Origin of the sequence: Antribacter gilvus, assembly GCF_003946865.1 — a bacterium.
GTDB classification, from domain to species: domain Bacteria; phylum Actinomycetota; class Actinomycetes; order Actinomycetales; family Cellulomonadaceae; genus Antribacter; species Antribacter gilvus.
This window is the reverse complement of sequence record NZ_QXTH01000007.1, coordinates 17281-32515: the sequence shown is the minus strand read 5'-3', so window position 1 is coordinate 32515 and position 15235 is coordinate 17281. Positions and strand designations below refer to the sequence as shown.

Below are 15235 nucleotides of genomic sequence, written 5' to 3'. Positions count from 1 at the left end.
CCCGACGCTCCTCATGATGCTCCCCGAAGACCAGGGGTACCAGGCCTTCGTCACCCCGGGGATGGCGGGACCAGGGGAAAACGGTTCGACCCGGCGACCGGTGGCCCGGTACGTTGTGCGACACGACGGCGTGTAGTTCAGACGAAGAACACCCGGCTTCGGACCGGGAGGGCGCGAGCTCGACGCTCGCCACGCCGGCCATCGACGTGTAGCTCAGAGAAGAGCGCCGGGCTCTCAACCCGGAGGGCGCAGGTTCGGAACCTGCCACGTCGGCATGTCCTACGTCGAGCGTCAGCTCCTCGCCGCGGCGCAGACCGCCGCCACGCACACCGACCCCGCCACGCGGGAGCGGGCCGACCGGCGTGCGCAAGCCTGGGTGAGCCACGTCGTGGGCGTGCTGAGCGGAGCCATCAGGACCGGCGTGCGGACGCCGGTCGGCGGCCTTCCCGCCTGGGTGACGCTCGACGTGCTGCACGGCGGCTTCGCGTCCGGGGCGCCCGCGGCGGGCGGTCGCCTGGCCGACGACGAGCGGGACCTCGCCCGCGACCTGGGTCTGCCGCGCACCCGCGAGGCGCTCAACGCCTGGCACCTGACCGACGACGGCCGGGCCTGCCTCGATGCGATGCTCGACGACGGGCGCTACACGCTCGCTCACCCCGAGAACGCGGTGCTGCTCGTGGTCGCGTGGCTCGTCCGCGCGGGGGACCACGACGAGGCGCTGGCGCTCCTCTCGCAGGTCGGAGCGTTCATGGACCGCCTGCGGTTCTACCCGGCGGCGACCTCGCACGACGAGGCGCCCGCGGACCTCGTCTTCCGCCGGTCGGAGGCCGCGACACGGTCCGCGCTGGTGTCCCGGACGGCGAACGCGCGCGTCGAGGCGCAGCGTGAGGCGCTCACGGTCTGGGCCCCGTTCGCGGACGAGCTGCTCGCGCTGTGGTGGCCCGCCGTGGACCGGGCCGACGGGCCGGCCCTGCCGGACGCCACGGCCCTCACCCGGGCGGCGAGCCGCTACCGCGCGCTCGCCGCGCAGCACACGAGGTGCACCTCGCACACCAGCCGCAAGACGAACCTCGGCGTCCTCGTCGAGGCCACGACCCGCGCGGCCACCGACCGCGTCCTCGCACCGGCAGACCTGGCGCGCGCCGCGCACGCGGCGCGCAGCATGGTCCGCAAGCGGGGGCTGCCGACGTCGGACGAGCTGGCCCGCGAGCGCGCGGCTCACCGGGTGGCGGTCGCGGCACCCTCGCACGCGGCGGTCGCGCACGTGGTGGCCACGCGGCTCGACGCCGACGCGACGCGGCGAGGCCTCGGCGACCCCGCGGCCGTCGTCGGACCGGTCGGAGTGCCGGAGGCGAACGCTGCCGTGCCCGCCGGCACGCCCGTGCCGGACTCGGTGGTGCGCGCCGTGGGCCTGGCCCGCCAGGCCACCGTCGAGGAGCTGCACCGGTCGGGTGCCGTCCCGTCGGCGGAGGTGCTGGCCGAGCTGGCGCCGCAGCTGGTCGGCGCGCAGCATGCTGCGACCTACCCGGACCCTGCCCTCGGTGCTCTGATGGCCCGGACGTACCGGGCGTTCCGCGAGCGGCGCTCGCTGCTGCTGACCGACCTCAGCGCACAGGTGCGGATGACCGAGCTGCCCTGGGTCGCGGCGGTGGACGGGCACCGGCGCGTCGACGACGGCGCGCGGGACTCGGCCGCCGACGCCCTGCGGAGGGTGGGCGGCCTGTACCTGGAGTGGTTCCCGGGGACGCCCCTGCCCAACCCGCTGCTCGTGGAGCTCGAGGCCCTGGTCACGCAGGCGGGCCTCGACGTGCCACTGGTCCCGGAGCTGGCGGCCGACATCTTCCAGGACGCGTTCTCCGCGCGGTTCGTGCGGGCGTCGAGGCACGTCGCCGACCACGCCGGCCCCGCGTACCTGGCCTACTACGGGCTCGCCGACGACCTGCGCCGTCTCGCTCCGCGCGGCGACGACCGCACGGCGTTCGCGACGCTCTGCCGCCGCCGCGCCCGGGCCGCCGGGTCGGGGCCGTCCCGCTGGTCCGTGTCGCGCAACGGCATGGTCATCGAGCAGAGCCAGCTCCTGACGAGCCACAACCTGGCGTCGCTCGCGGCTCTCGGCGTCGTGGTGGACCCGGAGGCGGCGGTGAGGGGTGCGTTCGCCGACGTCGTCCGGCTCGCCCGGGACGCGACCCGCGCGGGCGAGAGCCGGCGGTACCTCGCCATGAGCCGCGCCCGCGCGGCCGGGCTGGCATGGCGGCACGTGGTGTGGTTCGCGGCGCTCCTGTCTCCCGAGGCGGGGCGCCGGCTGCTACGGGACCTGGCGGCGACCGGGCGGGAGCCCGCTGGGCTGCCCGGCGCCCTCGCGAGGGCTGTCGACGACCTGTGCGCGGCGTACGACGGTACGACGCCGGTCCGGCCGCTGCTGGGCTGGTCGAACGGTCCGCACCCGCTGCTGGGCTGAACCAGACGCTTGCCACGGCGAACCATCTGGCACCCTGGCGGCATGACGGGACCAGGACCAGCGCGCACGGGAGAGTTCCGCTTCCGGGACATCGCCGTCGTCGCCTACGCGCCGTCGGTCGTGAGCTCGGTGGGGCACGGCGCGGTGATGCCCGTGCTCGCGATCCAGGCGGTCGACCTCGGGGCGAGCGTGCCGGTGGCGGCGCTCGTGGTCGCGCTCATGGGCGTCGGCGCCCTGGCCGGCTCGCTCCCGGCCGGGGCGGTGGTGGCCCGGTTCGGGGAGCGCCGCACCCTGATGGTCGCCGGGCTCGTCGACGCAGTCGCGATGGTCGCCGCGTTCCTCGCCCCTGCCGTCTGGCCGCTGGGCGTGGCCGTCGTGGTCAGCGGCGCGAGCTGGTCGGCGTTCCTGCTGGCCCGGCAGGGTTTCCTGATCGACGCGGTCCCGGTGAGCCACCGCGCTCGCGGCATGGCCCTGCTGGGTGGGTCGATGCGGGTCGGCCTGCTCTTCGGCCCGCTCCTGGGGGCGGCCCTGATCCACCTGTCCGGGCTGCGGGCCGTGTTCCTGCTCGCGGCGTGCTCGGCGGTCGTGTCCGCCCTGATCGTGATCCGGATGCCGGACTTCGGCCGCCGGGAGCGCGGGACCACGCCGGCCCGGGTGCACACGGTGCTGCTCCGGTACCGGCGCACGCTGCTCACGCTGGGGGTCGCCGTGATCGTGATCGCCGCGTCGCGGTCGGTCCGCACGGGGCTGCTGCCGCTGTGGGCCGACCACGTCGGGCTCGACGCGGCCGTGGTCTCGCTGCTCTTCGCGATCGCCGCTTCGATCGACATCCTGCTCACCCTCCCGGGCGGCTGGCTGCTGGACACGCGGGGGCGGCAGGTCGTGGCGGTGCCGGTGGTGCTCGCCGTCGGGATCGGGTGCCTCCTCCTGCCGCTGACGGACTCGGCCCTCGGCGTCGGCGCGGTCATGGCCCTGATCGCGTTCGGCAACGGCCTCGGCTCGGGGATCGTGATGACCCTCGGCGCCGACGTCGCGCCGGTCGAGGGCCGGGCGCAGTTCCTCGGCGGCTGGCGGCTCTGCGGCGACCTCGGGAACACCGGCGGCCCGCTCCTGGTGACCGCGGTCGCGGCGGTCGCGCCGCTGGCGGCGGCGCCGGTGGTGCTCGGGGTCCTCGCGCTGGCCGGGGCGGTCTGGGTGGGCTACTGGACGGGCAAGGCGGACCGCGTCCGGCGGGAACGCCTCCGGCCCTGATAGGGTCACTATGACCCTATCGACTGGTAGCGAGGAGCGACCTGCCATGGACGAACCCACCGAGTACGACCCGCACGCCTATCCGCCCGTGGCGGTCACGGTCGACCTCGTGATCACCACCCTGCGCGGCGGCCGCGTCCACGTCCTGCTGGTCGAGCGCGGCGAGGAGCCGTTCCGCGGCGCGTGGGCGCTCCCGGGCGGCTTCGTCCAGCCGGACGAGGACGCCGGCACCGCCGCGCGCCGAGAGCTCGTGGAGGAGACCGGCATCGGCCTGGCGACGCCCGTGCACCTCGAGCAGCTGCGCACCTACTCCGCCCCGGGGCGTGACCCCCGCATGCGCGTCGTCTCCGTCGCCTACGTCGCCCTCGCCCCGGACCTCCCGGACCCCGTGGCGGGCAGCGACGCGGCCGGCGCCCGCTGGTGGGCGGTCGACGACGTGACCGACGGCGAGATCGACCTCGCGTTCGACCACGCCGAGATCCTGTCCGACGCCGTCGAGCGCATCCGGTCGCGGCTCGAGTACACGACCCTGGCGACGTCGTTCCTGCCGCGCGTCTTCACGCTCGGCGAGCTGCGCGCGGTCTACGCCGCGGTGTGGGGCGAGGCCCTCGACCTGCAGAACTTCCGCCGCAAGGTGCTGGCCGCCCCGGGTTTTGTCGAGCCTGTCGACGAGGTCCGGGTCGGCGTGCCCGGCCCGCGTGCGCAGCTCTACCGGGCGGGGGAGGCGGACGAGATCGTCCCGCCGTTCCGGCGCCCGTCCCGCACGGCGCGGGGCGACCGGTGACCCCGCCGCTCACGCCGGCCGCGGTCCTGGGCGCCGCCACCTGGACGGCGCTGGGCGTGCCGCGCACCCGCGAAGGGCTGCGCGCGCTGCGCCGGACGCTGCACCCCGACCTGTGCGCGGACCCGCTCGCCGGCGCCGCCTTCGCCCACGTCACCCACCTCTACGACGGGCCCGACGTCGTCCTGCGGCTCGCTACGGCCCGTCGCCACGGCCCCGGCCGCCTCGTCTGGACCCCGGTACCGGGGTTCGAGGACCTGGCCGACGTCGCGGACCTCGCCCACGCCGACCTTGCCCGTTGCCGCCACCCGAGGTTCTTCACGCGGACGGCCCCGGTGCCCGGGGCTCCGCGCCCCGGCTCCCGGCTCGCCACCTACGACGACGGCGGCCCGGCCCGCTGGTGGTTCCTGGCCGACGTCGGCCGGCTCGGCTCCCGCACCGCCGTGTGGGTGGTCAAGCGCCTCGCGGCGGCGATCGAGCAGGCCGCCGAGGTGGGCTGGGTGCACGGCGACATCCACCCGGGGACCGTGGTGCTGTGCCCCGAGGAGCACGGTCTGCGCCTGGACGGCTGGTGGTCGGCGGTCCGGGTGGGGGACCGGCTCGCCGTCGCGCCGGTGGCGGCGACCCCGCCGCGATGGCTCGGTGGCGCTCGCGCCGACCCCTGCCTCGCCGTCGCGCAGGCGGCCGCGACAGTCCTGGAGGTCGCCGACGTCGACGAGCCCCTCGCCGCCGTGCTGCGCCGCCATGCGACGGGCCACGGCCTGCCCGCCGACCTGCTGCGCGACGTCGACGACGCCGCCCGGAGCCTCTATGGCGCGCCGGTGTGGCACCCGCTGCCCGAGCCTTCGTCGCCCTCGCTGTGAGGCCACCGAGGCGTGGTATGGTCATTACGACCACATAAAAGGTGAGAATGAGCGCCCAGGCGGGATGGCCGCCGTCGGGCACGGAGGGAGAAGGCGATGGGTGGCGGAAGCTGGAGCAAGGACACCTACGACGCCGTGACGGGCGCCCGCGCCGCGTCCGGGGCGACGTTCGGCTACGACCGGGCGGCCCGCCGTTCGGGCAGGCTCGAGGCCCACCCGGACCTCGACCCGACGCGGCTCGGCAGCGGCGGCAAGAACGTCCGTGAGTCGCGCGACAGCGACGAGCACCCCAGGTCCGTGCCGATCGTGGTCGGGTTCGACTCGACGGGGTCCATGGGCTCGGTGCCGCGCGTGGCGCAGCAGAAGCTGGCGACGCTGTTCGGCCTGCTGGTCGACAAGGGCTACGCCACCGACCCCCAGGTCGCCGTCGCCACCTACGGCGACGCCACGTGCGACCGGGTGCCGCTGCAGGTGAGCCAGTTCGAGTCGGACAACCGGATCGACGAGAACCTCGACCGGCTGCTCCTCGAGGGTGGCGGCGGCGGGAACAACGGCGAGACCAGCAACCTCCTGCTCTACTACCTGGCCCACCACACGGTGACCGACGCCTGGGAGAAGCGCGGACGGAAGGGCTACGTCTTCCTCGTCGCGGACGAGAAGCAGGTGCCGATCACGCCCGAGCACGTGCGCCGGTTCGTGGGCGACCCGCAGCCGCTGGGCGGGCTGGACTTCGCCACCATCGCCGCGGACGTCTGCCGCACCTGGAACGTGCGCGTGCTGCTCATCAACAACGGGACGGCCCTGCAGCAGCGTTCCCAGGAGTTCTACGAGGGGCTGTTCGGCCCCGACGCGCTGACGATCGTGCAGGACCCGAACGCCATCGCGGAGACGATCGCCGCGATCGTCGGCTTCGAGGAGGGCAAGGACCTCGCCACCATCACCGACGACCTCACCGCCGCCGTCGGCCGGGAGGTCGCGCTCCGGGTCGGGACCAGCCTCGCGGCCCGTCGCCCCGCGGTAGGCCTGCGGTGACGGTGCGGGACCTGTCGAGGCCCGCCACCGCCGACGTGGTGGTGGGCCTCGGGTTCGGCGACGAGGGCAAGGGCGCCGCGGTCGACGCCCTCGTCGCCGCGTCCGGCGCGGACCGCGTGGTCCGGTTCAACGGCGGGCAGCAGGCCGCGCACAACGTGGTCGTGGGCGGCCGGCACCACACGTTCGCGTCCTTCGGGTCGGGCTCGTTCTCGGGCGCCCCCACCTGGGTGGCCGGCTACTGCACGGTGGAGCCGACGGCGGCCGCGGCCGAGCGGGCGGCCCTCGTGCGCCTCGGGCTCGCCCCGGTCCTGTACGTGGACGGCGGGTGCCTCGTCACGACGGCGGCGCACGTGGCCGCGAACCACGCACGCGAAGCGGGCCGCGGAGCGGCCCGGCACGGTTCCACCGGGACGGGCTTCGGCGAGACGGTCGCCTTCGCCCTCGCCCTGCCCGACGACGCCCCGCGCGCCGCCGACCTCGCCCGTCCCGCCGAGCACGTGGCCAAGGCCGTCGCCGTGGCCGAGACCCTGGTGGCCGACGGCGTGCTCGACCCCACCTGGGCGAGCACCGACCGGGCCGCCGCCGCGGCCCGGTCGCAGTGCGAGGCGGCGGCGGCGTTCACGCTGGTGGACCGGGACCGCCTGCTCGACGAGCTGCGGACCGGGCACACGGTGTTCGAGGGCGCGCAGGGCTTCTGGCTCGACGAGAGCTTCGGTTTCCAGCCGCACACCACGTGGTCCACGACGACTCCGGCCAACGCGGGAGAGCTGGCGCGTTCGGCCGGGATCGAGCGGGTGCGGACCGTCGGCTGTACGCGCACCTACGCCACCCGGCACGGGGCCGGGCCGCTGCCTGGCGAGGGCGCCCTCCCGTCCCGGCCGGCCGAGCCCCACAACGGCGACGACACCTTCGCGGGGGTGTTCCGCACCGGCGCGATCGACGCGGACCTGCTCCGTGCCGCCGTCGACCAGACGATGGCCGACGTGCTGGCCGTGTCCCACGCCGACGTGTTCGACGGGTTCGTCACGACCGGCGGCAGGCTGCCGCTGGACGCGTTCGGGCCGGTGGCCCTGGTGGGGCGGGGGCCGGCGAGGGAGGACCGCCGGGCATGGGGAGACCTCCCCATCGACCGGGCTGGCCGTCACCGGGCGGCGCCCGTATTGTGACCTCTCGCCAGGTCAGCGACGTGCGGGGGGATCAGTGGGTGAGCGTGCAGTCGCCGTCCGCCGACACCAGCGCGCCGTCGACGTCGACGTCGACCCGCCCCTTCGAGCGGAGCTCGAACACCGCCCCGGACGGGTCCTGGGCGGACAGCGAGAGCCAGCCACCCGTGCCGTCCCCCTCGACCGGCTCGGTGAAGCCGCGTCCCTCCAGGACGGGGGCCACGGCGTCGGCGATCTCGGACCACGTGGCCGCGTCCACGTCGACGTCGGCGCGGAGCCGCTCGGTCGAGAAGGCGCAGCCGGCGTCGGACCCGGACGCCGAGGCCTCGTACTCCGAGGTCCACTCGGCGGGAACGCCCGTCGCCGCGTCGACCAGGCCGGTGACCTCTCGCAGGAGGTCTCCGTAGTGCGCCTCGGCCTCGTCGAGCGCCACCTGTGCCACCGGGTCCTCCACCGACGGGAGGCGCGTGGTCACGTCGCCGGGCGGGTCGGCCTGAGCGGTGCACCCGCTGAGCATCCCGACGGCCAGTGCCGCCCCCGCGAGAGCGAGCAGGCTGCAGTGGTCGTTCTTCGGCATCGTTGTTCCCCCGCGCGTCGAGATCGTTCTGAACCATCCCGAAAGTACTGCACGCGCGGACAGTCCTGCGCCCTACCCCGTACGGAGACCACATGAGCGAGTTCTGGGGAGCGGACGTCCAGCAGCTCCGGGAGCTGGGACGACGTCTCGGCTCCTGGGGCGAGGACCTGCAGGGCGTGCCGCGTTCTGTCGACCCCGCCGTGGCGAGCGCACCCTGGAAGGGGCCCAACCGGGAGGCGTTCGTGGCTGAGTGGCGCGGTCAGCACCGCCCGGCCATCGCCGCGGCCGGCGCCGCGCTCGCCGACATGGCCACCCGGCTCGCGGCGAACGCCGAGGCGCAGGAGCGCAAGAGCAACGGCGGCGGTGGCTCGGGCGGCGGGGGAGGAGCCGGCGGTGCCGGCGGCGACGGCGCACCCCGGTCGACCGAGGGCAACCCGACCGACAACGGCGAGCACAAGCCGATCGGTCCCGTGGACCTGGACGAGGACGAGTTCCGGCCGGACAACATCTCCCAGGGTCAGATGGGCGACTGCAGCCTGCTCGCGTCGGCCGCGGCCATGGCGAAGGCGGACCCGGAGTGGCTCCAGGAGCACATGAAGTACGACGCGGACACCAACACCTACACCGTCACGCTCTACGACGAGGACGGCAACCCGGTGGAGGTCAAGGTCGAGGGAAGCCTCATCGACCCCGCGGCCATGGGCGCCGACGGCAACCCCGCCTGGGTCAGCGTCTACGAGAAGGCGGCTGCGCAGTTCCAGGGCGGCTACGAGAACATCCAGTCGCAGTGGCCGCAGGACATGATGAAGATGATGACGGGCAAGGACGCGGACGAGTACTCCACGGACGCGTTCCTGCCCTGGAACGAGCGCAGCACCGGCGAGATCCGTGACGACCTGGCCGACGGGAAGCCCGTCGTCGCCTGGACGCCGAAGGACGTGGACCACGACGACATCGTGGGTGGTCACGCCTACATGGTCGACAGCGTGGACAAGGACGGGAACGTTCGGCTGATGAACCCGTGGGGTCCGAACGCGGGTGAGCCCCACTACGTGACCCTCACCGAGGAGGAGTTCAAGAAGAACTTCAGCAACGTCGCGGTGAGCGAGAAGCCTGGTGACTGACGACGGACGCACCAGCACCCCGCCCGCCGACGAGGTCCCCCGAACGCAGCAAGGAGACGACATGACCGAGAACGCAGCCGAGGCCCAGCAGGACGACGTGGTGATCCCGCTGGCCTCACGCGCCAGGATCGGCGCCACGACCGTCGGCGTCATGACGGCGGTCCGCCGGGACACCGGCCTGATCGCCCGCCTGACCATCCAGGGGGAGGGCGGCGAGTCGGCGAAGGTGGTGCTCTCGCCCGGCGACGAGTTCAGCCTCTTCGACGAGGGCCAGGCCGTGCTCGTGGACGTCCGCATCCCGGAGACGGTGTCGGCCATGCCGGGTGGGTCTGCCGCGACGACGCCCAGCGTGGTGATCCGCCGGCTGGAGGGCTGAGGGATCATGGGTCGATGATCTCTACCGATCTCGCCACGGAGCTGCGTGAAGCCGGCCTCGTCTGGAACCCGGTGGACGGGGACCAGTTCCGTATCGACGCGCCGGAGCTCGCGAGCGATGTCTTCACCGTGAGCACGATGACCATCGAGGCGCGGGAGTACCCGACGGGCACGATCCTCGGCTTCAACGGCACCACCGAGTGGGCGCTCGACTCGGTCGCGATCGAGGACGCCCTGTGGCTGCCGCGCGAGGACCAGCTGCGCGCTCTCCTACGCTCGAGCTTCCGAGCCCTGCGCCGCGTCGACGGCGCCTACGAGGTCGAGGTCGAGGTCCTTGGCCGGACACGCGTCTTCACCGACCCGGATCCCGCCGATGCCTACGGCCGGGCGCTGCTCGCGCTCATCGAGCTCAGCCGCTGAGGTCAAGGGACCACCGCCAGCGGGTGCACGACGCCGGAACCCGCGTCCACGAGCGCTGCCCGCGTCATCGTGCCGGTCAACGGGAGGATCTCGTAGGCCGCTTCGAGCACCAGCGGTGTCTGCTCCAGCCGCACGCGCGTCGCCACGGTGACGTGCGGAGTCCAGGTGCCTGGGACGTAGTGCTTGTGCAGCTCGTCCTCCGTCGCGCCGAGCGCCTCGACGAGCCGCTCCTGGCGTGCCACCAGCTCGCTCGTCACGGCTGGGACGAGGTTCATCCGGCCACGTCGGAACGCCGCGACGGCGTCGAAGCGGATAGTGGTAGGTCCTGCGTCGGGCAGCGACTCGGCGGCGGCACGTACCTTGTCCAGGTCCCAGGAGCGCAGCACCGCCAGGGAAAGGTGCGGCACGTGCCGGCGGTGCGTGTGCGTGGCGAGCGTGGGCACGCCCTCGGCCTCGAGCCGCTGCCACAGCTGTCGCAGGACCCGCTCGGTCGGCCCGTCGAACAGCAGGCACACGGCCAGCGCCATCGTCCCAGCGTAGACGTCCACGGTGCCGTCACGCCGAGCGCCGAGCGCCGCGCTCCCAACCTCGGGTGCGCGGCGCTCGCCACCTGTCGTGCGCTGACCTATCGCTGGAGCGTGAGCAGGCCCGGTCGGTACGGCAGGAGGCCGTAGTCGCCGCCGGAGCTGGGGGAGCGGCCCTGGTACAGCAGCTGCAGGTTGCAGGGGTCGATCGTCATGGTCTGGTCGGCGGTGGTGCGGATGAGCTCACCGTGGCTGATGTCGCTGGTCCAGGTGGCGCCGCTGTTGGCCTTGCCCGCGAACGGGTTGCTCTCGGTCGCCGCCTGCGGTGTCCAGGAGCCGGAGAGGCTGGTGGCGGTGAACGAGCGGAAGTACCTGCCGTTGGCGCCGATGGCCTCGACGATCATGAGGTACTGGTTCTGACCCTGGACCTTGTAGACCTGGGGTGCCTCGAACAGGTTGTTCGTGGTGTCGCTCATGATCGTGGTGTACGAGCTGCCGAAGTTGCCCGGGAAGTTCCCGATCGGCATGCTGGCCCGGTAGATCTTGCCGTTGTCACCGGCGAAGAACAGGTACATGTTCGTGCCGTCGCCGATGACCGTCTGGTCGATCGGACCGGTGCTGGAGCCGGAGATGCTTCCCGTGAACATGGGGCTCGCGGCGGACCAGCCGTTGGGGTTCGTCGGGTCGTTCGACGTGCGGTACATGAACGCGGCCGCGCCCCACTGGTAGGTGAGCACCCAGATGTTCTTCGGCGCGAAGTAGAACAGCGACGGCGCCACGGTGGCGGAGGACATCGCGTTCTGCGAGGCCGAGCCGAGCTCGGAGAAGTTGTTCACCAGCCCGAAGTTCATCGATCCCCAGGACGTGCCGAAGTCGTGGGTCGTCGCGTAGACGAGGTGCTTGCCGTTGTACGGCGCGGTGGTGAAGTCCTTGAGCGAGGCCCAGCCGGACCGTGGCTGGGCGAGCACGCCGGTGGACGACCAGCGGTAGCTGGAGGGCAGGCTGCAGGAGGACCCCGAGCTGCTGACGAGCGAGGCGTCGTCGATGGAGAAGCCGTCGGTCCCGGCGGCCGTCTCCACGTAGAACGTGGCAGACGACAGCGTGCCGGACCAGCTCGCGGTCGCGGTCCCGGTCAGCTGCGTCCAGCCGGACGAGCTCACGGCGCCCTGCGCCAGGGTGAGGTAGTTCGTCGTGCCGCCGGCGGTGATGGCCAGCGTGACCCTGGCGGTCGGCGTTCCGCTCTGCGACCGCACCCACACGCTGGCCGTGTAGCCGGTGTTGTTCGCCAGGACGGAGGTCACGGCCTGGGCGGAGCCGTTCCAGGACGCCGTGCGTCCCGTCCTGGCGAGCGAGCGGGAGCCGCCGTGGACGGGGCTCGTGGAGGACACCAGCGAACCGGCGCCGAAGGCGGACCAGCCGGTCGTGCCGTTCTCCATGTCGCCGTTCGTGAGCAGGTTGCTGCTCGCGGCGGCGGCGGGGGAGACCTGGATCGGGGCTGTCGCTGCGACGGAGGTCAGCACCAAGGCGGCGGCGACCCCCAGTGCCTGCATGACGACGGACCTTCTTCTGCGCATGGTTCGCTCCTCAACTCGTCGTCCCGCTCGTCGCGTGGCGTGGCGGGAGAAATGGGTGGGTACAGCCAGGATGTGAGCGCTAACATCGTTGTTGCGAGAGCCTGGCCTTGGCTCCGTTTTAACGTTACATGGACGAAACGCGACACACAAGACATTCCGGAGGTCTGGCGTTACTTCCGGTCGTTGACGGGGCGGCGTGTGCTCCCGCGTACCACCAGGGCGACCTCGCTGACGACGTGCTCCGGCGTCGTTCCCTTGTTGTCCATCTGCTGGCGCAGGAGCCGCAGGGCGTGAGCCACCATGGCGTCGTGCCCGGGGTCGACGCTCGTCAGCCCGGGCCCGACGTGCTCGGAGACCCGGAGATTGTCGAACCCGACCACCTGGACGTCCTCGGGAACCACGAGGCCGGCGTCGCGCAGCCCTGCCATGGCTCCGATCGCGACCTCGTCGGTGACACCGAGGACGCCGTCGACCTCCAGCCCGCCCTGGACCCGCTCCCGGATCGCTGATCGGGCCTCCGCGATCGAGAAGGACTCCAGCGGGATCGCCAGCGAAGGGTCCGGGCTCAGGCCGGCCGCTTCGAGGGCCTGAGCCCAGCCTCGCGCCCGGTAGGTCGCCATCTCGGGGTGGGGTGCCTCGAGCCGGCCGCCGAGCACGGCGATGCGCCGCGCGCCGCACTCGACAAGATGCTCTGTCGCGAGCCGCGCCCCGGTGACGTTGCCCATCTTGACGCGGTGGTACCGGTCGGGCACGTCCTGCTCGCCGAGGAGCACGATCGGCACGTCGGGATGGATGCGGTCGAGGTCCTGGAAGTCCAGACCCACGGCGCTCAGCAGGACGCCGTCGTACTGCTGGAGCCGGGCGAGCGACAGGGCGGAGAGCTCACGCTCGCGGCTCGCGCCGGACTGCTCGACGACGAGGTGCAGGCCCTCCGGTGCGAGGACGTCGGAGATCCGGGCCGCCAGCTCGCTGTAGTACTGATGGTCGAACCGCGGCACGATGAGGCTCACCGTGCCGGTCCGGCCCGACCGGAGCCGCCGCGCGGCCAGGTTGATCTCGTAGCCGAGCTCGTCGACGACCTCCAGGACGCGGAGCCGCGTCTCGGCGCCGACGTTCGGTCGCCCGTTGAGCACGTTCGACACGGTCATCAACGAGACCCCGGCGGCTCGGGCCACGTCGCTCATCGTCCGTCTTTCTCCCACGTCGGGTCACTCTGCCACGGGTCACGGAACGGCGACGATCCATGGGTCCGGCTTGACGATCCACGACGCGCGATGGTGAACTCTCGACCACCTGGTTTATCGATATACCGTGCGGGCCGTGCGCGACCCACTGGTGGCAGCGAAGCCACCCCTGTCCAGAACGCGACCCGGTACCGACGCCGCGGCGCAGGCCACCGAAGGAGACCATGACTGACACGACACGACCCGACTTCTCCGTCGACGCGAGGCAGAAGTCCGGGCCTGCGCTCAAGCACATCTGGAACGAGTGCCTGGGCGCGGGCCGGGCGAACGAGGCCCTGCGGGCAGACTGGCAGGCTCAGTTCCGCGAGGCGGTCACCGAGCTCGGCGCGCGGTACGTCCGGTTCCACGGTGTGTTCCACGACGACATGTTCGTCTACCGCGCGAGCGAGGGCGGCGGCTTCGGCCCGCCCACCCCTCTGCCCGAGCCGGTGTACACGTTCAGCTACGTCGACAAGGTGTTCGACGCCATCCTCGCGGCGGGAGCCCGGCCCTTCGTCGAGCTCGGGTTCATGCCGCGCGAGCTCGCGACCGAGACCGAGACCGTCTTCTGGTGGAAGGCCCACTGCAGCCCGCCCCGGGACATGGACCGGTGGGTCGGGCTGGTGACGACGACAGTCCGGCACTGGATCGACCGGTACGGGCTCGACGAGGTACGCCGCTGGCCGTTCGAGGTGTGGAACGAGCCGAACCTGGTCCCGCACTTCTGGACCGGGACCAGGACCCAGTACTTCGAGCTCTACGCGGCGACCGCGACCGCGATCAAGGACATCGACCCGGGGCTGGTCGTGGGCGGGCCGTCGACGAGCGTCTTCGTGCCGGACGACCGCTACGCGGGCGAGACGCAGGACAGGTCCTCCGAGCACGCGACGGCTCAGGCCGCGGACCCGGACGCGCTCGACTGGCGCCCGGTGTGGATCGAGGAGTTCCTGACCTGGTGCGGTGATCGCGACGTGCCCGTGGACTTCGTCTCCACGCACCTGTACCCGACCGACTACGCCTTCGGCTCCGACGGCCGGGCCACGGAGATCCGGCGGCACGTCGATGCCACCTCCGACGACCTGACGGTCCTGCGGGATCTCATCGCTCGCAGCCCGTACCCCGGCGCCGAGGTGCACATCACCGAGTGGTCGAGCTCGCCGTCGAGCCGGGACGCCATGCACGACACGCTCTTCGCCGCGACGTACATCACGCGTGCTTTCCTCCGGTGCGCCGCGCTGGCCGACTCGATCGCCTACTGGACGTTCACGGACGTCTTCGAGGAGGGTGGTGCCGGCATCGGGCCGTTCCACGGAGGGTTCGGGCTCGTCAACGAGCAGGGCATCCACAAGCCGACGTTCCACGCGATGGCCATGCTCGGACGTCTGGGCGACACGGTGCTGCTTGACGCGCCGCACGGGGTCGTCACCCGGGCGAGCAGCACCGGCGCCGTGGCGGCGGTGTTCTTCAACTACCCGGACGAGATGGGTCGCCGACCCGTGGGCTCCGAGAGCTCCTACGAGGCCACCCGGCGGCTCGCCGCCTACGGTCCGAGCCGACGTATCCATCAGGCCATCGAGGGCCTGACGCCCGGGACCCTCGTGGACGTCGAGATCCTCGACTGGGACCGCGGGAACCCCGCCGAGGAGTGGCACCGGCTCGGTGAGCCGCTCAACCTGTCACGTGAGGTGGAGGCGCACCTGCGGCGCGTCGCCGACGACCTGCGTCGCTCCACGCTCGAGGTGCCCTCGACAGGAGTCCTCGTGCTCGACCTCGAGCTGCCGCCGTGGGCCGTGATGTCGATGGTCACGCGCTGACGCGCTCGGCGGTGTTCTCCGTCCGGACGTGTCCCGTTTGTACGGTGTTCACGCCC

General features: G+C 72.8%; 14 protein-coding genes and 2 tRNA genes. 12 read left to right on the top strand and 4 right to left on the bottom strand.

Going from position 1 to position 15235, the window contains the following annotated elements:
• Positions 1-126 precede the first annotated feature (126 nt).
• The 8 genes from D1350_RS12980 (at position 127) to D1350_RS12950 (ending at position 7551) form a co-directional block, all read left to right on the top strand.
• Positions 127-201: transfer RNA gene (locus D1350_RS12980), tRNA-Arg, on the top strand.
• 1 nt (position 202) lies between these two features.
• Positions 203-273: transfer RNA gene (locus tag D1350_RS12975), tRNA-Glu, on the top strand.
• 1 nt (position 274) lies between these two features.
• On the top strand, positions 275-2458 hold the full coding sequence (locus D1350_RS12970; protein WP_125776458.1) for a hypothetical protein: 2184 nt from the start codon (positions 275-277) through the stop codon (positions 2456-2458).
• Positions 2459-2500: 42 nt separating this feature from the next.
• Positions 2501-3709, top strand: coding sequence for an MFS transporter (locus D1350_RS12965; RefSeq protein ID WP_125776457.1), 1209 nt, complete (start codon positions 2501-2503; stop codon positions 3707-3709).
• Between the two features lie 46 nt (positions 3710-3755).
• The gene (locus tag D1350_RS12960; RefSeq protein ID WP_125776456.1) at positions 3756-4493 is read left to right on the top strand and encodes an NUDIX hydrolase; all 738 of its coding nucleotides are present in this window, start codon (positions 3756-3758) and stop codon (positions 4491-4493) included.
• Positions 4490-5353 (top strand): hypothetical protein, encoded by an 864-nt coding sequence (locus D1350_RS12955; RefSeq protein WP_125776455.1) that lies wholly within the window; start codon positions 4490-4492, stop codon positions 5351-5353. The genes D1350_RS12960 and D1350_RS12955 overlap by 4 nt, the downstream gene beginning before the upstream one ends.
• Positions 5354-5449: 96 nt before the next feature.
• Positions 5450-6385: a hypothetical protein gene (locus tag D1350_RS23765; RefSeq protein ID WP_164545164.1), complete on the top strand. Its 936-nt coding sequence runs from the start codon at positions 5450-5452 to the stop codon at positions 6383-6385.
• On the top strand, positions 6382-7551 hold the full coding sequence (locus tag D1350_RS12950) for an adenylosuccinate synthetase (protein ID WP_164545163.1): 1170 nt from the start codon (positions 6382-6384) through the stop codon (positions 7549-7551). Before D1350_RS23765 ends, D1350_RS12950 begins: the two co-directional genes overlap by 4 nt.
• A 31-nt stretch (positions 7552-7582) precedes the next feature.
• Here D1350_RS12950 and D1350_RS12945 read toward each other — a convergent pair whose 3' ends face one another.
• Positions 7583-8125 carry a hypothetical protein gene (locus D1350_RS12945; protein WP_125776454.1) on the bottom strand — a complete coding sequence of 181 codons (543 nt, stop codon included), beginning with the start codon at positions 8123-8125 and terminating at the stop codon, positions 7583-7585.
• 92 nt (positions 8126-8217) lie between these two features.
• On the opposite strand from D1350_RS12945, the gene D1350_RS12940 reads away from it, so the two are divergent.
• The 3 genes from D1350_RS12940 (at position 8218) to D1350_RS12930 (ending at position 10044) form a co-directional block, all read left to right on the top strand.
• The gene (locus D1350_RS12940; protein WP_125776453.1) at positions 8218-9249 is read left to right on the top strand and encodes a C2 family cysteine protease; all 1032 of its coding nucleotides are present in this window, start codon (positions 8218-8220) and stop codon (positions 9247-9249) included.
• Between the two features lie 61 nt (positions 9250-9310).
• Complete coding sequence (locus tag D1350_RS12935) at positions 9311-9625, top strand: hypothetical protein (RefSeq protein ID WP_125776452.1); 315 nt, start codon at positions 9311-9313, stop codon at positions 9623-9625.
• Positions 9626-9639: 14 nt separating this feature from the next.
• Entirely contained in the window at positions 9640-10044 is a 405-nt protein-coding gene (locus D1350_RS12930; RefSeq protein WP_125776451.1) for a pilus assembly protein CpaE, read from the top strand.
• A gap of 2 nt (positions 10045-10046) precedes the next feature.
• Here D1350_RS12930 and D1350_RS12925 read toward each other — a convergent pair whose 3' ends face one another.
• The 3 genes from D1350_RS12925 to D1350_RS12915 form a co-directional block, all read right to left on the bottom strand.
• Positions 10047-10571 carry a 2'-5' RNA ligase family protein gene (locus D1350_RS12925; RefSeq protein WP_125776450.1) on the bottom strand — a complete coding sequence of 175 codons (525 nt, stop codon included), beginning with the start codon at positions 10569-10571 and terminating at the stop codon, positions 10047-10049.
• 98 nt (positions 10572-10669) lie between these two features.
• A complete protein-coding gene (locus D1350_RS12920) occupies positions 10670-12142 on the bottom strand; it encodes a non-reducing end alpha-L-arabinofuranosidase family hydrolase (protein ID WP_125776449.1) in 1473 nt (490 codons plus the stop codon).
• Between the two features lie 170 nt (positions 12143-12312).
• A complete protein-coding gene (locus D1350_RS12915; protein WP_125776448.1) occupies positions 12313-13326 on the bottom strand; it encodes a LacI family DNA-binding transcriptional regulator in 1014 nt (337 codons plus the stop codon).
• A gap of 224 nt (positions 13327-13550) precedes the next feature.
• Between D1350_RS12915 and D1350_RS12910 the strand changes: the two genes are divergently transcribed.
• Positions 13551-15179 (top strand): GH39 family glycosyl hydrolase, encoded by a 1629-nt coding sequence (locus D1350_RS12910; RefSeq protein WP_125776447.1) that lies wholly within the window; start codon positions 13551-13553, stop codon positions 15177-15179.
• The last annotated feature ends 56 nt before the right edge of the window (positions 15180-15235 follow it).